This window comes from Streptomyces sp. RerS4, from assembly GCF_023515955.1.
Taxonomy (GTDB): domain Bacteria; phylum Actinomycetota; class Actinomycetes; order Streptomycetales; family Streptomycetaceae; genus Streptomyces.
This window is the reverse complement of sequence record NZ_CP097322.1, coordinates 1,800,001-1,819,826: the sequence shown is the minus strand read 5'-3', so window position 1 is coordinate 1,819,826 and position 19,826 is coordinate 1,800,001. Positions and strand designations below refer to the sequence as shown.

At 71.6% G+C, this 19,826-nt stretch carries 22 protein-coding genes (1 of these 22 running past the window's edge); 15 read left to right on the top strand and 7 right to left on the bottom strand.

Going from position 1 to position 19,826, the window contains the following annotated elements:
• The first annotated feature begins 4 nt into the window (after positions 1 to 4).
• Together fabI and M4D82_RS08345 are read left to right on the top strand one after the other, a co-directional pair.
• A complete protein-coding gene (gene fabI, locus M4D82_RS08350) occupies positions 5 to 775 on the top strand; it encodes an enoyl-ACP reductase FabI (protein ID WP_249765426.1) in 771 nt (256 codons plus the stop codon).
• A gap of 214 nt (positions 776 to 989) precedes the next feature.
• Positions 990 to 1,439, top strand: a complete 450-nt coding sequence (locus M4D82_RS08345) for a hypothetical protein (RefSeq protein ID WP_249765425.1) — start codon at positions 990 to 992, stop codon at positions 1,437 to 1,439.
• Between the two features lie 71 nt (positions 1,440 to 1,510).
• Here the strand turns inward: M4D82_RS08345 and M4D82_RS08340 are convergent, their stop codons facing one another.
• Positions 1,511 to 2,188 (bottom strand): FadR/GntR family transcriptional regulator, encoded by a 678-nt coding sequence (locus M4D82_RS08340; protein ID WP_249765424.1) that lies wholly within the window; start codon positions 2,186 to 2,188, stop codon positions 1,511 to 1,513.
• A gap of 101 nt (positions 2,189 to 2,289) precedes the next feature.
• On the opposite strand from M4D82_RS08340, the gene M4D82_RS08335 reads away from it, so the two are divergent.
• From M4D82_RS08335 to M4D82_RS08325, 4 genes are all read left to right on the top strand, one after another.
• A complete protein-coding gene (locus M4D82_RS08335; RefSeq protein WP_249765423.1) occupies positions 2,290 to 3,576 on the top strand; it encodes a CynX/NimT family MFS transporter in 1,287 nt (428 codons plus the stop codon).
• 5 nt (positions 3,577 to 3,581) lie between these two features.
• Positions 3,582 to 3,701: an SGM_5486 family transporter-associated protein gene (locus tag M4D82_RS34030; protein WP_283844456.1), complete on the top strand. Its 120-nt coding sequence runs from the start codon at positions 3,582 to 3,584 to the stop codon at positions 3,699 to 3,701.
• Positions 3,702 to 3,860: 159 nt separating this feature from the next.
• Positions 3,861 to 4,187: a hypothetical protein gene (locus M4D82_RS08330; RefSeq protein ID WP_249772362.1), complete on the top strand. Its 327-nt coding sequence runs from the start codon at positions 3,861 to 3,863 to the stop codon at positions 4,185 to 4,187.
• 88 nt (positions 4,188 to 4,275) lie between these two features.
• Positions 4,276 to 4,797, top strand: a complete 522-nt coding sequence (locus M4D82_RS08325) for a SixA phosphatase family protein (RefSeq protein WP_249765422.1) — start codon at positions 4,276 to 4,278, stop codon at positions 4,795 to 4,797.
• A gap of 65 nt (positions 4,798 to 4,862) precedes the next feature.
• Here M4D82_RS08325 and serB read toward each other — a convergent pair whose 3' ends face one another.
• The gene (gene serB, locus M4D82_RS08320) at positions 4,863 to 6,062 is read right to left on the bottom strand and encodes a phosphoserine phosphatase SerB (protein WP_249765421.1); all 1,200 of its coding nucleotides are present in this window, start codon (positions 6,060 to 6,062) and stop codon (positions 4,863 to 4,865) included.
• 1,041 nt (positions 6,063 to 7,103) lie between these two features.
• Between serB and M4D82_RS08315 the strand changes: the two genes are divergently transcribed.
• Complete coding sequence (locus tag M4D82_RS08315) at positions 7,104 to 9,584, top strand: ABC transporter ATP-binding protein/permease (protein ID WP_249765420.1); 2,481 nt, start codon at positions 7,104 to 7,106, stop codon at positions 9,582 to 9,584.
• Between the two features lie 114 nt (positions 9,585 to 9,698).
• Here M4D82_RS08315 and M4D82_RS08310 read toward each other — a convergent pair whose 3' ends face one another.
• Positions 9,699 to 10,349 (bottom strand): transglycosylase SLT domain-containing protein, encoded by a 651-nt coding sequence (locus tag M4D82_RS08310; RefSeq protein WP_249765419.1) that lies wholly within the window; start codon positions 10,347 to 10,349, stop codon positions 9,699 to 9,701.
• Between the two features lie 439 nt (positions 10,350 to 10,788).
• Here M4D82_RS08310 and M4D82_RS08305 point away from each other — a divergent pair, with 439 nt between their 5' ends.
• The 3 genes from M4D82_RS08305 (at position 10,789) to M4D82_RS08295 (ending at position 13,007) form a co-directional block, all read left to right on the top strand.
• The gene (locus M4D82_RS08305) at positions 10,789 to 11,961 is read left to right on the top strand and encodes a GAF domain-containing sensor histidine kinase (protein ID WP_249765418.1); all 1,173 of its coding nucleotides are present in this window, start codon (positions 10,789 to 10,791) and stop codon (positions 11,959 to 11,961) included.
• Positions 11,954 to 12,622, top strand: a complete 669-nt coding sequence (locus M4D82_RS08300; RefSeq protein WP_249765417.1) for a response regulator — start codon at positions 11,954 to 11,956, stop codon at positions 12,620 to 12,622. The genes M4D82_RS08305 and M4D82_RS08300 overlap by 8 nt, the downstream gene beginning before the upstream one ends.
• A 139-nt stretch (positions 12,623 to 12,761) precedes the next feature.
• Complete coding sequence (locus tag M4D82_RS08295) at positions 12,762 to 13,007, top strand: chaplin (RefSeq protein ID WP_249765416.1); 246 nt, start codon at positions 12,762 to 12,764, stop codon at positions 13,005 to 13,007.
• Between the two features lie 232 nt (positions 13,008 to 13,239).
• Here M4D82_RS08295 and M4D82_RS08290 read toward each other — a convergent pair whose 3' ends face one another.
• The gene (locus M4D82_RS08290) at positions 13,240 to 14,022 is read right to left on the bottom strand and encodes an Rv1486c family protein (protein WP_249765415.1); all 783 of its coding nucleotides are present in this window, start codon (positions 14,020 to 14,022) and stop codon (positions 13,240 to 13,242) included.
• A 133-nt stretch (positions 14,023 to 14,155) separates the two neighbouring features.
• Between M4D82_RS08290 and M4D82_RS08285 the strand changes: the two genes are divergently transcribed.
• The 4 genes from M4D82_RS08285 (at position 14,156) to M4D82_RS08270 (ending at position 17,387) form a co-directional block, all read left to right on the top strand.
• Positions 14,156 to 14,956, top strand: a complete 801-nt coding sequence (locus M4D82_RS08285) for an ABC transporter ATP-binding protein (RefSeq protein WP_249765414.1) — start codon at positions 14,156 to 14,158, stop codon at positions 14,954 to 14,956.
• A 78-nt stretch (positions 14,957 to 15,034) separates the two neighbouring features.
• Positions 15,035 to 15,463 (top strand): NfeD family protein, encoded by a 429-nt coding sequence (locus M4D82_RS08280; protein WP_249765413.1) that lies wholly within the window; start codon positions 15,035 to 15,037, stop codon positions 15,461 to 15,463.
• An 85-nt stretch (positions 15,464 to 15,548) separates the two neighbouring features.
• On the top strand, positions 15,549 to 16,520 hold the full coding sequence (locus tag M4D82_RS08275) for an SPFH domain-containing protein (RefSeq protein WP_249765412.1): 972 nt from the start codon (positions 15,549 to 15,551) through the stop codon (positions 16,518 to 16,520).
• Positions 16,521 to 16,616: 96 nt separating this feature from the next.
• Complete coding sequence (locus M4D82_RS08270) at positions 16,617 to 17,387, top strand: sulfite exporter TauE/SafE family protein (protein ID WP_249771580.1); 771 nt, start codon at positions 16,617 to 16,619, stop codon at positions 17,385 to 17,387.
• A gap of 57 nt (positions 17,388 to 17,444) precedes the next feature.
• Here M4D82_RS08270 and M4D82_RS08265 read toward each other — a convergent pair whose 3' ends face one another.
• From M4D82_RS08265 to M4D82_RS08255, 3 genes are all read right to left on the bottom strand, one after another.
• Positions 17,445 to 17,948, bottom strand: a complete 504-nt coding sequence (locus tag M4D82_RS08265; protein WP_249765411.1) for an HNH endonuclease — start codon at positions 17,946 to 17,948, stop codon at positions 17,445 to 17,447.
• A gap of 149 nt (positions 17,949 to 18,097) precedes the next feature.
• Positions 18,098 to 18,631 carry a YbhB/YbcL family Raf kinase inhibitor-like protein gene (locus M4D82_RS08260; protein ID WP_249765410.1) on the bottom strand — a complete coding sequence of 178 codons (534 nt, stop codon included), beginning with the start codon at positions 18,629 to 18,631 and terminating at the stop codon, positions 18,098 to 18,100.
• Positions 18,632 to 18,673: 42 nt separating this feature from the next.
• Positions 18,674 to 19,456, bottom strand: a complete 783-nt coding sequence (locus M4D82_RS08255) for a sporulation protein (RefSeq protein WP_249765409.1) — start codon at positions 19,454 to 19,456, stop codon at positions 18,674 to 18,676.
• Positions 19,457 to 19,545: 89 nt separating this feature from the next.
• On the opposite strand from M4D82_RS08255, the gene M4D82_RS08250 reads away from it, so the two are divergent.
• A protein-coding gene (locus M4D82_RS08250; RefSeq protein WP_249765408.1) for a DNA-3-methyladenine glycosylase crosses the window boundary here: on the top strand, positions 19,546 to 19,826 show its start. It continues 361 nt past the right edge of the window; 281 of the gene's 642 nt are visible here — the first part of the coding sequence; the start codon lies at positions 19,546 to 19,548; its stop codon lies off the right edge, out of view.

Sequence of the window (19,826 nt, the reverse complement as noted above, 5' to 3'; positions counted from 1 at the left end):
CACCATGAGCGGAATTCTCGACGGAAAGCGCATCCTCATCACCGGGGTGCTGATGGAGTCGTCCATCGCCTTCCACACCGCCAAGCTGGCCCAGGAGCAGGGCGCCGAGGTCATCCTCACCGCGTTCCCGCGGCCGACGCTGACCGAGCGCATCGCCAAGAAGCTGCCCAAGCCGGTGAAGGTGATCGAGCTCGACGTCACCAACGACGAGCACCTGGCCCGCCTGGAGGGCCTCGTCCGCGACGAGCTCGGCGGCCTCGACGGGGTCGTCCACTCCATCGGCTTCGCACCGCAGGACGCGCTCGGCGGCAACTTCCTGAACACCCCGTTCGAGTCGGTCGCGACCGCCATGCACGTCTCGGCGTTCTCGCTGAAGTCGCTGACCATGGCGTGCAAGCCGCTGTTCCCGGCGGAGGGCGCGGCCGTCGTCGGCCTCACCTTCGACGCGCAGTTCGCCTGGCCGCAGTACGACTGGATGGGCCCGGCCAAGGCCGCGCTGGAGGCCACCAGCCGCTACCTCGCCCGTGACCTGGGCAAGGAGAACATCCGCTGCAACCTGGTCTCGGCCGGTCCGATCGGCTCGATGGCCGCGAAGTCCATCCCGGGCTTCACGGAGCTGGCGGACGTCTGGAACAGCCGCTCCATGCTGGAGTGGGACATGAGCGACCCGGAGCCGGCGGGCAAGGGCGTCGTCGCGCTGCTGTCGGACTGGTTCCCGAAGACCACCGGCGAGATCGTCCACGTGGACGGCGGCCTGCACGCGATGGGTGCCTGATCTGCCTGATCGAGGACGCCTCGCGCATCCGTACGGCGGTGGCCGCGTTTCCCGGGAAGGGGAGCGCGGCCACCGCCGCTTTCGCGGCGATGGATGACGCTTCGATCAGATTTTCGTCGACTGACCGGATCTTCCCGAGTCGAAAACCAGGACAGATGCCTGCAAACTGACCACGTCGGGATCTTCCCGGCCGGTACGGGGAGGAGGTACGGGCGTGGGCGCGAGACCGATCCGAGCGGTATCGCTGCTGATCACCTCCGTGGTCCTGACCGCACTCCTCATGCCGGGCGGGGCCGCCGCGCGGCCCGACGAACGGGGCCCGGCGACCGGACCCGATCCGGCGGCCGGGACGGTCGCGGACTTCGCCGACCTGCCCGCCGAGCCGCCCGCCACCCCCGCCAAGCCCCCGGCCCCCGAGCTCTACGGGGCCGACTGCGACACCCGGATCGACGGCTCGCTGGTCGTGGCGACCTGCCACAACCCCTACCCCGAGACCGACCTGCTCCGGCTGCACGTGGAGTGCGACCGCTGGTGGGACGTGGACGGGGACAGCGCCGCCGTGCCCCTGGACGCCGCCGGGCGCACCCGGCTCACGGGCCGCTGCTGGAAGGAGGTCCGTACGGCCTGGGTGAGCCACGAAAGGCCGTCGCCCCCCACCGACTGAATCCCGGCCGCCAGGCCGACGTCCGCCCCCTGGATCTCGGGCCGACTGAATCCCGACGCCGGCGCGCGGTCCTACCGCGCGCCCTTGCCGAGGCACACGAACGGATAGCCCGCCGCCTCCGAGGCCGCCGCGTCCGCGTCCCCGCGCCGGATCGCCTCGATCAGCCGGGAGTGGTCCAGGTGGTCGGCCGGCCGCAGCTCGGTGCCGACGTCCGTCCGCAGCCAGTCCGCCACCAGATCGCCCAGGTCGGCGTAGAGCTCGATCAGCACGTCGTTGTGCGAGGCCGTCACCACCGCCATGTGCAGGCCGACGTCCGCCCCGACGAACCGCTCGGCGTCCCCGCTGTCCCAGGCCTCCTCGCGCCGCGCCAGCAGCGCGTCCAGTTGCTGGAGGTCCCGCTCGGTCCGCCGCTCGGCCGCCAGTCGCGCCGCCGAGGACTCCAGCGTCGAGCGCAGCTCCGCGATGTGCCGGGGATCGGCGCCCGCGAAGCGCCGGTGCATGACGCCGGCCAGCTCGCTCGTGGCGATCACGTAGGTGCCCGAGCCCTGGCGGATGTCGAGGAGCCCGTTGTGCGCGAGGGCGCGTACGGCCTCCCGCACGGTGTTGCGGGCGACGCCCAGCAGCTCCACCAGCGCGGGCTCGGTCGGGATGCGACTGCCGACCGGCCACTCACCGGACGTGATCTGGTTCCTGAGCTGGGCGATCACCTGGTCGACGAGCGCGGATCGCCGGGGCGAGGTCAACGGCATGCGGTCGGGGTCCTCTCTGGCACGGCCCCGGGGTCCGGATCCGTGGGGTACGGCGTACGACGACTGGACAACCAATCATCCCATGATTCTATGATGGTGCAATGCCCGACGAAGACATCCAGACCCTCCAGCGCCCCGCCGGGGCCCCGCACGACCACCGGACGCCGACCGCTCCCCCCGCGGAGCGCACGCCCGCCTGGCTCGGTCCGGTCCTCATCGTCGGCATCGTGCTGGCCGCCCTCAATCTGCGGCCCGCCATCACCAGCCTCGGCGCCCTCTTCGAGGAAGCCCGCACCGGCCTCCACATGAGCGGCGCCGTCGCCGGACTGATCACCTCCGTCCCCGCCCTCTGCTTCGCCGTCTTCGGCGTCACCGCGCCCCGCCTCTCGCGCCGCTTCGGCCCGGCCGCCGTCGTCTGCGCCGGCATGGCCGCCGTGGCCGCCGGCCTGCTGATACGCCCCTTCGCGGACGGCGCCGCCGCCTTCCTCGCCGCGAGCGCCCTGTCCCTGGCCGGCATAGCCGTGACCAACGTGCTGCTCCCGGTGATCGTCAAGCGCTGGTTCCCCGACCGGGTCGGGACCATGACCGGCCTCTACTCGATGGCCCTGGCCGCCGGCACCTCCCTCGCCGCCGCCGCGACCGTCCCGCTGACCGGCGCGCTCGGCGGCAGTTGGCGTACGGGCCTGCTGATCTGGGCGGTCCTGGCCGCGGCCGCCGTCCTGCCCTGGGTACCCGTCGCCCTCGCCGCCCGCCGCGAGAAGGCCGCCGCGCCCGCCGCCGTACGCGAGGCCGCCGGGCCGTCCGTCGTCCGCAGCCGCACCGCCTGGGCGCTGGCCTGCTACTTCGGCCTCCAGGCCACCGGCGCCTACGTCACCATGGGCTGGCTCCCGCAGATCTTCCGCGACGCCGGGGTCTCCGCCTCCACCGCCGGTGTCCTGCTCGCCGTCACCATGGTCATGGGCGTGCCGCTGGCCTTCGTCATCCCCGGCCTCGCCGGACGGATGCGCAACCAGGGCCCCATCGCCGTCGTCCTCGGCCTCTTCGGCCTCGCCGGCTACCTCGGGCTCCACCTCGCCCCCGCCGGCGGAGCCTGGGCCTGGGCCCTGCTGCTGGGCGTCTCCAACTGCGCGTTCCCGCTCGTCATCACCATGATCGGGCTGCGCGCCAAGACCCCGGCCGGCGTCGTCAGGCTGTCCGCCTTCGCCCAGAGCACCGGCTACCTCATCTCGATCCCCGGCCCGCTCGTCATCGGCACCCTCTACCAGCACAGCGGAGGCTGGGACCTCCCGCTGGCCCTGATGGCCGGGCTCCTCGTCCCGCAGATCGTCCTCGGCGTCCTCGCGGGCCGGGACCGCACGATCGAGGACGAATGCGGCATGCGAGACTGAACGGCATGTCGCCCGTACTCGAACCGAACCCGCAGAACGGCCACAAGAAGCTCGGCCTCGTGCTGGGCGCGATGCTCGTGGTGTCCGTGATCATCTCCGTCATCGCCACGATCGCCTCCCCCTGACAGCCGCGGGGAGTGGGGGAGGGGTGGGGTTATCCCCACCGTCCCCTAGGGGGTCAGGTTCAGGGTCCGGTGGGGTGTGCCCCGGATGGGAACGGCCGCTTCGGTTTCCTAGATTCGAAGCAGCGAGCCAGTCCGACCCGAACACCCACGGAGGCGGCCATGTCGGCCACCACGCACACCCCGCGCCCGCCCCTCGCCGCCCCGGGCACGGCGTCCGTCGGCTCTGTCGGCGCTGCCGCGTCCGTTCGCGCCGGACGGGCCGCCGCCCGTCGGGCCTCCCGACCGGTCCGTGCCGTCCGCCGCACGCCGTCCGCGGTCGGCGGCGCGAGCACCCGACTCCACTGGTGGACCCTGGCCCTGCCCGCGCTCGCGTTCGGCCTCCTCCTGCTCCTCCTCGCCGGCTCCGGTGAGGCCCAGGCCGCCTCCGGCGAAGCCCCGTCGGGACTGGTCCACGTCAGCCGGCAGCTCCTGCGCGCCGTCGGCTGACCCGCGTGCGCCGGGTGCGCCGCACCCCCGGGTGGTGGTGCCCCAACACCCTGCGCCCCATGGCCCGTTTCGTGCGAAGCTGGGAGTCATGAGCGCCGACACACCCCGCAGGATCGCCCTCCTCCGGCACGCCAAGGCCGACTGGCCCGAGGTCGCCGACCACGACCGCCCCCTGGCGGAACGCGGCCGCAAGGACGCCCCGGCCGCCGGGCTGAAGCTCGCCGAGACCGGCATCGACTTCGAGCTGGCCCTCTGCTCCACCGCCGCCCGCACCCGGGAGACGTGGAAGCTCGCCGTCCAGGAGATGTCGCACCGGCCCAAGACCGTCTACGAGGAGCGGATCTACGACGCCTCCCCGGGCGAGCTCATCGCCCTGCTGAACGAGACCCCCGACGAGGTCACCGACCTCATCGTCATCGGCCACAACCCCGGCATGCACGCCCTCGCCGACGCCCTCACCGGGCGCGCGGAGGGCGACGCCCTGGCACGGATGACCCGTACGGGCTTCCCCACCGCCGCGCTGGCCGTCGTCTCCTTCACCGGCTCGTGGAAGTCCCTCGAACCCGGGGTGGGCACGCTGCTCGACTTCTGGACGCCGAAGGAACACTGAGCGCCGGTTCGGTCGTGGAACAGGGGCGGGCCCGGCGTGATCACGCCGGGCCCGCCTTTGCTCGTTCACGCCAGGTCGGCGGCCTCGACCTCTTCGCGCGTGATGCCCAGCAGGTACAGCACCGCGTCCAGGAACGGCACGTTCACGGCGGTGTGCGCGGCCTCGCGGACCACCGGCTTCGCGTTGAAGGCCACGCCCAGCCCGGCCGCGTTCAGCATGTCCAGGTCATTGGCCCCGTCGCCGATCGCCACCGTCTGGGCCAGCGGAACGCCGGCCTCCGCAGCGAAGCGGCGCAGCAGCCGGGCCTTGCCCGCCCGGTCCACGATCTCGCCCGTGACCCGGCCGGTCAGCTTCCCGTCGACGATCTCCAGCGTGTTGGCCGAGGCGAAGTCCAGCCCCAGCCGCTCCCGCAGGTCGTCCGTGACCTGCGTGAACCCGCCCGAGACCACACCCACCTGGTAGCCCAGCATCTTCAGGGTCCGGATCAGGGTCCGCGCCCCGGGCGTCAGCCGCACCTCGGAGCGGACCTTGTCCACCACCGACGCGTCCAGCCCCTCCAGCAGCGCCACCCGGGCGTGCAGGGACTGCTCGAAGTCCAGCTCGCCGCGCATGGCCCGCTCGGTCACCTCGGCGACCTCGGCCTCACAGCCCGCGTGCGCGGCGAAGAGCTCGATGACCTCGTCCTGGATCAGCGTCGAGTCCACGTCCATGACGACGAGCCGCTGCGCGCGGCGGTGCAGGCCGGCCGACACGACGGCCACGTCCACACCGATCCGCGCGGCGGTCGTCGCCAGGTCGGTGCGCAGCGGTTCGGTCTCGACGCCGGATACGGCGAACTCGACGGCCGTCACCGGATACTTCGCGAGCCGGAAGACCCGGTCGATGTTGCCGCCGACGGCGGTGATGTGGGCGGCGATGGTGGCGGTGGACTCCGCGGTCAGCGGGTGCCCCAGCACGGTGACGTGGGAACGGCCACTGCCGCGCGGCCGGTTGTCACCGGTACCCGAGAGGATCTCGGCCTGCAGCTTCAGCGACTCGGCCCAGCTGTGCACGGTGGCCCGCAGCTCGCCCTCGGCGCCGCCGGCGGGCTTGGTGACGAGGGCGCACAGGACTATGCGGCCGCGGGTGACCACCTGCTCGATGTCGACGACGTCGACGGAGTAGGCGGCGAGGGTCTCGAACAGCCCGGCGGTGATCCCGGGACGGTCCTTGCCGAAGATCTTGACGAGGAGGGTGGGGACGTCGGAGTTCTGCGATGCGCTCATGGTCCCCTCACCGTATCTTCCCCACCCCCCACCCCAGCCCCCCGTCCCACCTTTTGAACGCGCCGCTCGCGCGGCTCGGCCCTGGCGGGCCATGCCTTCTTCACGCGCCGCTCGCGCGGCTCGGCCCTGGTGGGCCACGCTTTCTTCACGCGCCGCTCGCGCGGCTCGGCCCTGGTGGGCCTCCCCGGCTTCGCGCCGCTGCGCCGGACTCCGTCCGGCGAGCCGCCGGGCGGGGTCCGGGGCGGTGGCTGATGCCGTGGTCCGCCTGACGCGCGGCTCGGCGCGCCGGGCCGCCGCCCCGAGCGGCGCCGCTGCGTCGCCCTGGCCGGGGCCGGGGCCGGCGCACGAGGCGGGACCCGGAGTCCGACGGGGTAGCCGCTTGCGCGGCTCGGCCCTGGCGGGTCATGCCCGCCACGCGCCGCCGGCGGGGTAGCGCGGCGCTGCGGGCCCGGCGCCCGGCGCGGTCGCCTGGTGCCGTGCCTCGGTCCCTCGGGCCGCCTGCGGATGTGCGGGGGCACCGGGCGGCCCTGGCGTACGCGACTCCGCTCGGCGGAGGGCCGGGTCACCGACCCCGTGCTGACCGGTCCCCTCCACCCCCACGCCTGGCGCGCCTCCGCCGGCAGCCCGCGCCCGCCGCCTTCACCGGAGCCCCACCTTCGCCGCGCCGGCCGTCGTCACCCCCTGACGGTGATCCGCCTCCCGGCGCCGTGGACCGTCGGGCACGCCAACGCCCCCCCGCGCCGAAGGACGGCGCCGCGTACCGAGCTGACGTCAAGGGACGAACGAGCCCCGCCCCCCGGCCCCATCGGTGTCACCGCCCACCCACCGCGAGCGCCGCCACGGCGCCTCGTCCACCCGTCGAGAAGTCCCGTATCTCACTCTCCGGGTGACTTTCGACCCCGCCAACAGGCAGACCCAGACGCTTCCGGAAGGCCCCGATTCCACATGTGGCCCAAGGCCTGAAATAGTTCCCCCGGATGTTCGCCGTCCCTAGACTCCCTGGCGTCAGGGGGATTCTCGGGGGAACTAAGTGGGGCTGGAGTGCCGGAACTCGTACTGGAATTGAATGGAAGGACCTGGACGCTCGATCCGTCCAGGTCGTACTCGCTGGGGCGTGACCCCCAGGGAGACGTGGTGATCGACGACGCCCGGGTGTCGTGGCGGCACGCCACCATCAGCTGGAACGGCCGGGGTTGGAGCATCGAGGACCACGGCAGCACCAACGGCACGTACGTGCACGGTGCCCGGGTCCAGCAGACCGAGCTCGTGCCCGGTACGCCGATCCACCTGGGCAACGCGACGGACGGCCCCCGGCTGAATCCGAGCGCCGCCGCCGCTCCGCAGCCCGCCTACCAAGCGCAGGCGCAGGCGCAGGCGCAGGCCCAGGCCCAACAGCCCGCGGCCTACCAGGCCCCGGCAGCGCAGCAGCCGTGGGAACAGGAGCCGCAACAGCAGCCGCAACAGCAGCCGTACGTCCCCCCGCAGCAGGGCGGCGGCCCCGCCTACGTCGACCACCGCAGCCCGACGACGTTCCACCAGCTCTCCCTGGGCAACGTCATGCGCATCGGTCGTGCGCTGGAGAACGAGCTGGTGGTCTCCGACCTCCAGGTCTCCCGCCACCACGCCGAGTTCCGCTCGATGCCCGGCGGCCGCTTCGAGATCCACGACCTCGGCAGCCACAACGGCACCTACGTCAACGGCCAGCCGCTCGCCAAGTCCGGAACCGCGCTCCTCGGCCCGAACGACATCGTCGGCGTCGGCCACTCCACGTTCCGGATCGTCGGCGACCGCCTTGAGGAGTTCGTCGACACCGGTGACGTCTCCTTCTCGGCCCGCCACCTCACCGTCACCGTCGACGGCGGCAAGCAGATCCTCAAGGACGTCACCTTCGGCGTCCCGGAGAAGTCGCTCATCGGCGTCATCGGCCCCTCCGGTTCCGGCAAGTCGACCCTGCTGAAGGCGCTGACCGGCTACCGGCCCGCCGACCAGGGCGACGTCCTCTACGACAACCGCAACCTGTACAAGCAGTTCGCGGAGCTCCGCCAGCGCATCGGCCTGGTCCCGCAGGACGACATCCTGCACAAGGAGCTGAAGGTCAGCACCGCCCTCAAGTACGCGGCCAAGCTCCGCTTCCCCGGCGACACCGCCGAGTCCGAGCGCGCCGCCCGTATCAACGAGGTGCTGCGCGAGCTCAAGCTCGACATCCACAAGGACAAGAAGATCACCTCGCTCTCGGGTGGTCAGCGCAAGCGCGTGTCCGTGGCCCTGGAGCTGCTCACCAAGCCCTCGCTGATCTTCCTGGACGAGCCCACCTCCGGCCTCGACCCGGGCATGGACCGCGACGTCATGCAGCTGCTGCGCGGCCTCGCCGACGACGGCCGCACCGTCCTCGTCGTCACCCACTCCGTCGCCGAGCTCGCCCTCTGCGACAAGCTGCTGGTCATGGCCCCCGGCGGGTCCGTCGCCTACTTCGGCCCGCCGGACGAGGCGCTGAACTTCTTCGGCTACACCACCTGGGCCGACGTGTTCTCCGCCTTCGAGAACTACCGCGACTACGACTGGGCCGGCCGCTGGAAGGGCTCGCAGCACTACCAGCTCTACGCCGCCGAGCTCGACCAGGTCGCCCCGCAGCCCGTCGCCATGCCGTCGCCGCAGCAGATGAACCCGCCGAAGCCGCAGGGCTGGGGCTCGCAGCTGTGGACGCTGATCCGCCGCTACGTCTCCGTCATCGCCTCCGACCCCGGCTTCCTGGCCCTGATGGTGCTGCTGCCGGCGGTCCTGGGCGTGGTTTCCACGGTGATCCCCGCGAAGTTCGGCCTGGCCCCGCCGGTGGCCCCGTCCCGCTTCAACGGCGACGCCGGCACGATCATGCTGATCCTCGCGGTCGGCATGTGCTTCTCCGGCGCCGCCAACTCGGTCCGTGAGCTGATCAAGGAACGGGTCATCTACGAACGGGAACGCGCGACCGGCCTGTCCCGGTCCGCGTACCTCATGTCGAAGGTGATCGTCCTCGGCCTCATCACGGCCTTCCAGGGCGTCATCATCTGCGCCATCGGCTTCGCCCCGCGCGACCTGCCCCTCGAAGGCCTGGTCATGCCGCCGGCCGTCGAGATCTGCCTGTCGGTGATCGCGCTCGGCTTCACCTCGATGATGTTCGGTCTGGTGATCTCCTCGCTCGTCAAGACGGCCGAGAAGACGATGCCGCTGCTCGTCATGTTCGCGATCGTCCAGGTCGTGTTCACCGGCATCCTCTTCCAGGTCTACGACTCCCCGGGCCTGGAGCAGTTCGCCTGGCTGATGCCGTCCCGCTGGGCCATCGCCGCCGCCGGCACCACCCTGAACCTCGGCAAGCTCATGCCGCCGTGGGACGCCGAGAACCCGCTCAACACCGACCCGCTCTGGGACGCCACGATCGGGCAGTGGAGCCTCAACATCACCATCCTGCTGCTGCTCGGCATCGCCTGCGGCTTCCTGGTGGCCCGCCTCCTGCGCCGCCACGAGCCGGAGGTCATGCGCAAGTAGCAGGGCCGCCGTACGCGAGCGCGTGCGAAAACGCGCACGCGAAAACGCCTCAGGGCGGCACCCGGAACTCCGGGGGCCGCCCTGAGGCGCATGGGGATCTGTGGGGCAGCCGGCCTAGTAGGCGCTGTTCACGTTGTCCATCGAGCCGTAGCGGTCGGCGGCGTAGTTGCACGCGGCGACGATGTTCGCGACCGGGTCGTACTGGTCGAACTTGGTGCCCTTGACGTGGTACGCGGCGAAGGTCGGCTGGATGACCTGGAGCAGGCCCTTCGACGGGACGCCGTTCTTCGCGTTGATGTCCCAGTTGTTGATCGCGCGGGGGTTGCCGCTCGACTCGCGCATGATGTTGCGGTGGATGCCCGCGTACGTGCCGGGGATGCCCTCGCGCTTCATGATGAAGAGCGCTTCCTTGATCCAACCGTCCAGGTTGTTCGCGAAGACCGGGGTGCGGGCCGCGGAACGGCTGGCGGCCGCCTTCTGCTCGCGGTCCTTCTTCGCCTGCGCCTCGGCCTTGGCCTTGGCGTCTTCCTTGGCGGCCTTGGTCGCGACGACCTGCTGCGCGCTGAGGTGCTGCTGAACCGACTGGCTCCACGCGACCGGGGCCATGGCCACGTTCGTGCTCTCCACCTTGGCGGTCGCCTGAGCGGCGTCGGCCGGGACGAGGGAGAAGGCCAGCGCGGCGGCACCGAGGGTGGCGACACCGGCGAGGGACAGCTTGTATGCCTTCGTCAGACGACTGTGGCCGGGAGTGCTGGAAGCAGACATGGCGGGGCAACCTCTTCGAATAGCGGGGGCCGCAGGAAAGCGCCGCTGGGATCCGGGATCCGCGGCGCTGTGCGACGTCGACATTCTTAGCGGCGGCAAAATGCCCTGGCAAAGGTGTGACGTACGATCCCGCTTAGTGGATCAGGGGCCCTCACCGAGCCCGTCGCTCCGGCCCCGGAGCTACGCGCGCCCGCGCTGACACCGTCTTTACCCGTCCACTACGCCGCTTCGTAAGTGATGTGCGTCCTATGCGCGGGCTCACATCGGGCGCGTAACGGTCTCACCCAGAGTTGCAGACGCAATGCGCGGCGTAATCGAACTCCGCCCAGAGGACCACGGCGCCCCTCACACCCCTCCTCCTCAGGGCCGACGGCCCCCGTCCCCGGCCCTACGTCCAGGGCCCGATCCCGCAGGTCAGACCCGCCGGTACGGTGAGGCCATGCACAACGGACCCTGTACGGGACTGGCCGCCGTCAGCACCGCGCTGCTCGCCATGAGCCGTCACCTGGAGGTCCACGACGTCCTGCGCACGATCGTCGCCTCGGCCCGGGAACTGCTGGACGCCGAGTACGCGGCCCTCGGCGTCCCGGACGACCACGGGGGCTTCGCCCAGTTCGTCGTGGACGGCGTCACCGAGGAACAGTGGCGCCGCATCGGCCCCCTGCCCCGCCAGCACGGCATCCTCGCCGCGATGCTCCACCAGGACGCCCCCGAGCGGCTGGCCGACGTACGCCAGGACCCCCGCTTCGGCGGCTGGCCGGCCGCCCATCCCGAGATGGCCGACTTCCTCGGCATGCCGATCCGCGACGGCGAGGAGACCCTCGGCGCGCTCTTCCTCGCCAACAAGAGGGGCGCCGACAAGAGAGACGCCGACAAGAGACGACCCGGCGACGCCCACGGCTTCACCGACGAGGACGAGGAACTCCTCTCCCTCCTCGCCCAGCACGCCGCCCTCGCCCTCACCAACGCGCGCCTCTACGAACGCAGCCGCGAGCTGACCATCGCCGAGGAGCGCTCGCGCCTCGCCCACGAGCTGCACGACGCCGTCAGCCAGAAGCTCTTCTCCCTCCGCCTCACCGCCCAGGCCGCCGCCACCCTCGTCGACCGGGACCCCGCCCGCGCCAAGGGCGAACTCCAGCAGGTCGCCGTCCTCGCCGCCGAGGCCGCCGACGAGCTGCGCGCCGCCGTCACCGAGCTGCGCCCGGCCGCGCTGGACGAGGACGGCCTCGTCGCCACCCTGCGCAACCACGTCCGCGTCCTCGACCGCGCCCACGACGCGCACGTCACCTTCACCTGCGACGGCGTACGGGCCCTGCCCGCCGCCCAGGAGGAAGCCGTCCTGCGCGTCGCCCAGGAGGCCCTCCACAACGCCCTGCGCCACTCCGGCTCCGACCGCGTCGAGGTCACCCTCGCCCGCACCCCCGCCGGCGGCGCCGTCCTGCGCGTTCAGGACCGGGGCCGCGGCTTCTCCCCTTCCACCGTCCGCACGGCCGGCCGCCACCTCGGCCTCGTCTCCATGCGGGACCGCGCGAGCGGGGCCGGAGGCCGGCTGGAGGTCCACTCTGAGCCCGGTACGGGCACCACGATCGAGATGGAGGTCCCCGGTGGCTGACACCCCCGCCCCGGCCCCCGGCCCCGGCCGCATCCGCGTACTGATCGTCGACGACCACCAGGTGGTCCGGCGCGGCCTGCGCACCTTCCTGGAGGTCCAGGAGGACATCGAGGTGGTCGGCGAGGCCTGCGACGGAGCGGAGGGCGTCGCCCGCGTCGAGGAGCTGCGGCCCGACGTCGTCCTCATGGACGTCAAGATGCCCGGCACCGACGGCATCGAGGCCCTGCGGCGGCTACGGGAGACGGAGGGCGGCGCCCGCGTCCTGATCGTCACGAGCTTCACCGAACAGCGGACGGTCGTCCCGGCCCTGCGCGCCGGCGCCGCCGGGTACGTCTACAAGGACATCGACCCCGACGCCCTGGCCGCCGCCATCCGCTCCGTACACGCGGGCCACGTCCTGCTCCAGCCGGAGGTCGCCGAGGCCCTGCTCGCCCAGGACGAGCAGCCGGCGACGGCGGGCCGCCCCGGCGCGCTGACCGAGCGCGAGCGCGAGGTCCTCGGCCTGATCGCGGACGGGCGCTCCAACCGGGAGATCGCGCGGGCCCTGGTGCTCTCGGAGAAGACGGTCAAGACGCACGTCTCGAACATCCTGATGAAGCTCGACCTCTCGGACCGCACCCAGGCCGCGCTGTGGGCGGTCCGGCACGGAATCACGGACTGATCAGCGCGTGATCGCTTCAGCGGAGATTCATACGGTCGGGTGTATGTAGCCCACATGGCGTAACCGGGGCGGCGGGCCGCCGTTCTCCATACCGTGCCGCGACGGCTGGTCGCGGCAGACGTACTGGAGGACGAAGAACGTGAAGAACTTCAAGAAGGCCGCAGCCGCCACCATGATCGCGGGCGGCCTCCTCGCCGCCGGCGCGGGTGTCTCCGCGGCGCACGGCGGTGCGTCCGCGGAGGGCGAGGCCCTGAACTCGCCCGGCGTGGCCTCCGGGAACCTCCTGGAGGTCCCCGTGCACGTCCCCGTGAACGTGGTCGGCGACAGCGTCAACGTCATCGGCCTGCTCAACGGCGCCTGGGGCAACACCGGCGTCAACGCCTGACGCGCCCCCCCACAGGGCGCTCCGGCCCCGCTTCCCCCCTCTCCCCGGGAAGCGGGGCCGCACCCGGCTAGGGGGTGTCCGACGGATCAGGGTCGGATAGGCCGCGGCGTCTGGTGCGGTGCATCGCAAGGCGCCAGAGCGTCTTGATAGCGGAGCTATCGGGACGTTTCGGCAACGCGGCGAGGCGCCGTGCCAGACGCCGCGGGCCCGGCCCTGATCCGCCGGACACCCCCTAGCCCCGCTCCCGCTCCTCCACCGCCGCGTTGTACGCCGCCACCAGTGCCCGCCGGGCCACCCGCTCCACCGGCCGCAGCGCCTCCGCCCGCGCCGCCATCTCCGAGGCCGCCACCGCGCCCCCGTGGCCCCTCTCGTACGCCAGCGACACCATCAGGTCCACCCGCTGCGCCAGCGCCAGCACCCGCACCGCCCGCGCCGGATACCCCGGGGCCAGCGCCTCCCGCCCCGCCTCCGCCCGCGCCCGGTACGCCGACAGCGCCGCCTCGGCCACCGGCCCCGACGCCGCGACGTCCAGCCGGGTCAGCACCGTCGTCGCCTCGCGCAGCGCCTCCGCCAGCTCCCGCTCCGCCTCGCCCAGCGACGGCACGTCCGCCGGCGGGGCCTCCCGTACCGGCAGGCAGTGCCACACCACCGAGACGTGCACGTCACCCGCCGGGCCCACCTCCGTCACCTCGGGCACCAGGCCCAGCGCGGCGCCCACGCACACCACCGCCTCCTCGGCCTCCAACGCCCGCGCGTTGAACTCCGGCGGCCCGCTCAGCCCCAACGGATGCCCCGGCGCCGGCAGCGCCACCCGCAGCCCGGCGGCCCCCAGCGCCCGCAGCCGCCCCAGCGCCAGCGAGAGACCGACCGGCCCCTCTTCCCCCGGCAGCCCGGCCACCCGGTGCGTGGCGTCCTCGCCCACGATCGACGACACGGCCTCGTCGGGCGAGACCAGACCGGCCAACAGCGCGTTCCCCCAGGCGGCCAGCCGCCCTGAACGTGGTTCGAAAAGCATCCCCCCACTCTACGGATCCGGCCCCACAACCGGCCTGGCGCCCGGAGCCCATCCCGAGTGGCGTAGGTTTTCCCCTGGGGCTGCGCCTGCCGGCGCACAAAGAACCGTGACTGCAAGGGGTGACAACACGCTCATGAGCGATGTTCTGGAGCTGGTGGACGTATCCGTGGTCCGCGAGGGCCGGGCTCTGGTGGACCAGGTCTCCTGGTCGGTGAAGGAGGGGGAGCGCTGGGTGATCCTCGGCCCCAACGGCGCCGGCAAGACCACGCTGCTGAACCTCGCCTCCAGCTACCTCTTCCCCACCACGGGCGCGACCACCATCCTCGGCAGCACCCTCGGCAAGCCCGGGACCGACGTGTTCGAGCTGCGCCCGCGCATCGGCGTCGCCGGCATCGCCCTCGCCGACAAGCTGCCCAAGCGGCAGACCGTCCTGCAGACCGTGCTCACCGCCGCCTACGGCATGACCGCGACCTGGCAGGAGGAGTACGAGGACATCGACGAGCAGCGCGCCCGCGCGTTCCTCGACCGCCTCGGCATGTCCGACTACCTCGACCGCAAGTTCGGGACCCTCTCCGAGGGCGAACGCAAGCGCACCCTGATCGCCCGCGCGCTGATGACCGACCCCGAGCTGCTCCTCCTCGACGAGCCCGCCGCCGGCCTCGACCTCGGCGGCCGCGAGGACCTCGTACGCCGCCTCGGCCGCCTCGCCCGCGACCCGCTCGCCCCCTCCATGGTCATGGTCACGCACCACGTCGAGGAGATCGCCCCCGGCTTCACCCACGTCCTGATGATCCGCCAGGGCAAGGTCGTCACCGCTGGTCCCATCGACCTCGAACTGACCTCCCGCAACCTCTCCCTCTGCTTCGGCCTCCCGCTGGTCGTCGAGCGCAACGGCCACGACCGCTGGACCGCCCAGGGCCTGCCGCTGCGTTAGCCCACCGGTCCGTCGTGCCGGCAGCCCGCGCCCCCCGCGCCCTGTCCGGACCGCGCCCACCCGACCTACCATGACCATGTGGACATCGACGCATGGGTGTGGTGGCTCATCGGCGCGGTCGGACTGGGCATCCCCCTCGTCCTGACCGCACTGCCGGAGTTCGGCATGTTCGCCCTCGGCGCGGTCGCGGCCGCCGTCACGGCGGCGTTCGGCGGGGGAGTGGTGGCCCAGATCCTGGTGTTCGTGATCGTGTCGGTGGCGCTCATCGCCGTCGTCCGCCCCATCGCCAACCGCCACCGCGACCAGCGCCCCCAACACCGCAGCGGCATCGAGGCGTTGAAGGGCAGATCCGCCGTCGTCCTCGAACGCGTCGACGGCAGCGGCGGACGCATCAAGCTCGCCGGCGAGATCTGGTCCGCCCGAACCCTCGACTCGGACACCAGTTTCGAGCCCGGCCAGTCCGTCGACGTCGTCGACATCGACGGGGCGACAGCCGTCGTGATGTGAGAAAGCAGCCGACCCGCGGCCCCGGGGTCTGCGAGACTCCGATCAACGGGGCAGCACAGACAGCCGGAAGGGCACGGGGAACCGCATGCAACCGATCATCATCGTCCTGATCATCCTGGTGGTTCTGGTCTTCATCGCCCTGGTCAAGACGATCCAGGTGATCCCGCAGGCCAGCGCAGCCATCGTCGAGCGGTTCGGCCGCTACACCCGCACGCTCAACGCGGGCCTCAACATCGTCGTCCCCTTCATCGACTCCATCCGCAACCGGATCGACCTGCGCGAACAGGTCGTGCCCTTCCCGCCGCAGCCGGTCATCACCCAGGACAACCTGGTCGTCAACATCGACACCGTCATCTACTACCAGGTGACCGACGCCCGCGCCGCGACGTACGAGGTGGCCAGCTACATCCAGGCCATCGAGCAGCTCACCGTCACCACCCTGCGCAACATCATCGGCGGCATGGACCTGGAGCGGACCCTCACCTCCCGCGAGGAGATCAACGCCGCCCTGCGCGGGGTCCTCGACGAGGCCACCGGCAAGTGGGGCATCCGCGTCAACCGCGTCGAGCTCAAGGCCATCGAGCCGCCGACCTCCATCCAGGACTCGATGGAGAAGCAGATGCGCGCCGACCGCGACAAGCGCGCCGCGATCCTCCAGGCCGAGGGTGTCCGCCAGTCGGAGATCCTGCGCGCCGAGGGCGAGAAGCAGTCCTCCATCCTGCGCGCCGAAGGTGAGGCCAAGGCCGCCGCGCTGAAGGCCGAGGGCGAGGCCCAGGCGATCCGTACGGTCTTCGAGTCCATCCACGCCGGCGACGCCGACCAGAAGCTCCTCGCCTACCAGTACCTCCAGATGCTCCCGAAGATCGCCGAGGGCGACGCCAACAAGCTCTGGATCGTGCCCAGCGAGATCGGCGACGCGCTCAAGGGACTCTCGGGCGCCATGGGCAACTTCGGCCCCCTGGCCGGCGGTGCCACCGGCTTCAACCCGCAGAACCCCGGCAAGGGCAGCGAGCCCGGCGGCGCCGGCGAACGCCGCGAGCAGCCCCCCATCGACTGACGGGACCGTCCCCTCGTGCATGATCGGTGAGGCCCCTCGACCTTCATGGCGGGGAGGCGACTCACTCACGCGAAGGGGATGGCTCTGTCCATGTCCATGTCCATCTGGGAAGCGCTCGCGGTCCTCGCCGCCGGAATCGGCGCCGGCACGATCAACACCATCGTCGGTTCCGGCACCCTCATCACGTTCCCGGTGCTCCTCGCCATCGGGCTGCCCCCGGTGACGGCGAACGTCTCCAACACCCTCGGCCTGGTGCCGGGTTCCCTCAGCGGAGCCTTCGGCTACCGCAAGGAACTCCAGGGCCAGCGCGCCCGCATACTGCGCCTCGGCGCCGTCTCCCTCGTCGGCGGCCTCGCGGGCGCCGTCCTGCTCCTCACCCTGCCCTCGGACTCCTTCGACACGATCGTGCCCGTCCTCATCGGACTGGCCCTCGTGCTCGTCGTCCTCCAACCCCGCCTCGCCGCCGCCCTGCGCCGCCGCCAGGAAGCCGCCGGAGGCACCGGCCCCCACCCCGACGGCGGACCGACCCTGCTGACCGGCATGCTGTTCTCCAGCGCCTACGGCGGCTACTTCGGCGCCGCACAGGGCGTGCTGTACATCGGCCTCATGGGCCTGCTGCTCCGCGAGGAACTGCAACGGATCAACGCCGTCAAGAACGTCCTCGCCGCCCTCGTCAACGGCGTCGCGGCCGTCGTCTTCCTCTTCGTCGCCGACTTCGACTGGACGGCCGTCCTGCTCATCGCCGTCGGCTCCACCCTCGGCGGCCAGATCGGAGCCAAAGTCGGCCGCCGCCTCCCGCCCACCGCCCTGCGCGCGGTGATCGTCACGGTCGGCGTCATCGCGATCGCCCAACTCCTGCTGCGCTGAACGACGTAGAAGAACGTAGAAGGACGTAGAGAAACTACGCCGCTCAGCGCGCGCCGACTACGCGCTACGGGCCAACCACTCGGGCAGTGCGTCCTCCCCGCCCACCCCCAGCGCGAGCAGCATCGCGTCCGCCGGAGACGGCACGAAGGGCTTGCGCAGCAACGGCATCCCCGCCTCCTCCGGCGTCCGCGCCGCCTTGCGGTGATTGTCCTCCGCGCAGGAGGCCACCGTGTTCAACCACGTGTCACCGCCCCCCTGAGCCCGCGGCAGTACGTGGTCCACCGTCGTCGCGCGCTTCCCGCAGTACGCGCACCGGTGTTGGTCCCGGACCAACACCCCCCTCCGTGACCAGGGAGCATGTCTTCGGAAGGGCACCCGTACGTACCGGCAGAGCCTGATCACCCGCGGCATCGGAAGCTCCATGGTGGCCGCACGCACACGCAGCTCGGGATGCGACTGTTCGACGACGGCCTTGTCCTGGAGCACCAGCACGACAGCCCGGTTCAACGTCACCGTCGACAGCGGCTCGAAGCTCGCATTCAGCACCAGCGTGTCCCGCATCTCGCCCACCTCCCGTGTTGCAGGCCCGCGACCACCCTGGCGGCAGGGCCCGCAACCACTCTGGCCGCGCGCGCCACGCGGGACAACGCAATAAAAATGCCCGGTCCTGGCCTTCCTCAGACCAGGACCGGGCAAACGCTCGGAGAAGATCAGCCGACCGGCGACGCGTACTCGCCGATCAGCTGGGCGCGACCGATGGCGTGGAAACGGAGGTGGAACCCGACCACCGCCGGCGAGGAATCCTCATCGGGCCCCAAGTGCTCCCGGTCCACCGCGTACACGGTGAACACGTACCGGTGCCGCTCACCGCGCGGCGGAGCCGCACCGCCGAAATCCCGGGTGCCGTAGTCGTTCCGTACGTGCACGGCCCCCTCCGGCAACCCCTCGAAGTCCCCGCTGCCCGCCCCGGCCGGCAGCGCCGTCACCGAAGCCGGCAGGTCGAAGAGCACCCAGTGCCAGAACCCGCTGCCCGTCGGCGCGTCCGGGTCGAAGCAGGTCACCGCGAAGCTCTTGGTGCCCTCCGGGAACCCCTCCCACCGCAGTTCCGGCGAGACGTTGCCCCCCGTCAGCACCTGCGCCTCACCCAGCTCCGCACCCGGCGCGAGATCCGCGCTGGTCACGGTGAAGGTCGCCACCTCGGGGTGGAAGGCGTGCGGAAGGGGCGCCCTGTTCTGCTCGGCCACTGCTGTTCCTCCTGGATCGAACGGGATCACGTGCGCCCGAGCCTAGAACCAGTTGCGCTTCGAACCGACCGAGGCGATCCACTGGTTCAGGTACATCGTCCAGTCGGTCCCCTCGTACGACTGCAGACCCACCTGGAAGCACCGGTAGGTGTCGCTGCCCTCGCTGAACAGACCCGGCTTCTTGTCCATCTCCAACACGACGTCCATCTCCCGGCCGTCCGACACGAAGGTCAGCTCGACCTGGTGCAGCCCCCGGTACTGCGACGGTGGCAGGAACTCGATCTCCTGGTAGAACGGCAGCGTCTGCCGCGTTCCCCGGATGTGCCCGCGCTCCATGTCCGCACTGCGGAACGTGAAGCCCAGCTGCCGGAACGCGTCGAGGATCGCCTGCTGCGCCGGCACCGGGTGCACGTTGATCGCGTCCAGGTCACCCGCGTCCACCGCGCGCGCGATCTCCAGCTCCGTGCTCACACCGATGTTCATCCCGTGCAGGTGCTGACCGCCGAAGTGCGTGATCGGCGTCTCCGCCGGGATCTCCAGCCCGAACGGCACCACGTGCAGCGCGCCGGCCTGCACCTGGAAGGCACCACCGAGACGCTGCTTGGTGAAGACGATGTCCTGCTTGTACTCCTGGTCACCGCCCTCCACCTCCACCCGCGCCTGGAGCCCCACGGACAGCCCCTCGATCTGCTGCTCCACGGAGCCACCCTGGATCCGCACCTCGCCCTGGACGATCCCGCCCGGCACGACGTTCGGCTCGGTGATGATCGTGTCCACCGAAGCGCCACCGGCACCCAGGCTCGCGAACAGCTTCCTGAACCCCATGACAAACTCCCCTGATACGGATTACGTACGTACAACGCGGAACCTTAGGCCCCGGTTGCCCGGGGGCCCCTTCCACTACGCTCGACCGGATGAGCGCGCGTCCAGACCGTACGCCCCTGGCCCGGTCCTTCTTCGACCGCCCGGTCCTCACCGTGGCGCCCGACCTCCTCGGTCGGATCCTGGTCCGCCGTACAGCGGACGGCCCCATGGAACTGCGCATCACCGAGGTGGAGGCCTACGAGGGCGCCGCCGACCCGGGCTCCCACGCGTACCGCGGCCGCACGGCGCGCAACGCGTCGATGTTCGGCCCACCCGGACACGCGTACGTCTACTTCATCTACGGCATGTGGTTCAGCCTCAACCTGGTGTG

Coding starts and splice junctions, on each gene's coding strand:
- fabI (WP_249765426.1), top strand. CDS start 5: ATGAGCGGAATTCTCGACGGAAAGCGCATCCTCATCACCGGGGTGCTG.
- M4D82_RS08340 (WP_249765424.1), bottom strand. CDS start 2,188: ATGCCGTTGACCTCGCCCCGGCGATCCGCGCTCGTCGACCAGGTGATC.
- M4D82_RS08335 (WP_249765423.1), top strand. CDS start 2,290: ATGCCCGACGAAGACATCCAGACCCTCCAGCGCCCCGCCGGGGCCCCG.
- M4D82_RS34030 (WP_283844456.1), top strand. CDS start 3,582: ATGTCGCCCGTACTCGAACCGAACCCGCAGAACGGCCACAAGAAGCTC.
- M4D82_RS08330 (WP_249772362.1), top strand. CDS start 3,861: ATGTCGGCCACCACGCACACCCCGCGCCCGCCCCTCGCCGCCCCGGGC.
- M4D82_RS08325 (WP_249765422.1), top strand. CDS start 4,276: ATGAGCGCCGACACACCCCGCAGGATCGCCCTCCTCCGGCACGCCAAG.
- serB (WP_249765421.1), bottom strand. CDS start 6,062: ATGAGCGCATCGCAGAACTCCGACGTCCCCACCCTCCTCGTCAAGATC.
- M4D82_RS08310 (WP_249765419.1), bottom strand. CDS start 10,349: ATGTCTGCTTCCAGCACTCCCGGCCACAGTCGTCTGACGAAGGCATAC.
- M4D82_RS08305 (WP_249765418.1), top strand. CDS start 10,789: ATGCACAACGGACCCTGTACGGGACTGGCCGCCGTCAGCACCGCGCTG.
- M4D82_RS08290 (WP_249765415.1), bottom strand. CDS start 14,022: ATGCTTTTCGAACCACGTTCAGGGCGGCTGGCCGCCTGGGGGAACGCG.
- M4D82_RS08285 (WP_249765414.1), top strand. CDS start 14,156: ATGAGCGATGTTCTGGAGCTGGTGGACGTATCCGTGGTCCGCGAGGGC.
- M4D82_RS08275 (WP_249765412.1), top strand. CDS start 15,549: ATGCAACCGATCATCATCGTCCTGATCATCCTGGTGGTTCTGGTCTTC.
- M4D82_RS08270 (WP_249771580.1), top strand. CDS start 16,617: ATGTCCATCTGGGAAGCGCTCGCGGTCCTCGCCGCCGGAATCGGCGCC.
- M4D82_RS08265 (WP_249765411.1), bottom strand. CDS start 17,948: ATGCGGGACACGCTGGTGCTGAATGCGAGCTTCGAGCCGCTGTCGACG.
- M4D82_RS08255 (WP_249765409.1), bottom strand. CDS start 19,456: ATGGGGTTCAGGAAGCTGTTCGCGAGCCTGGGTGCCGGTGGCGCTTCG.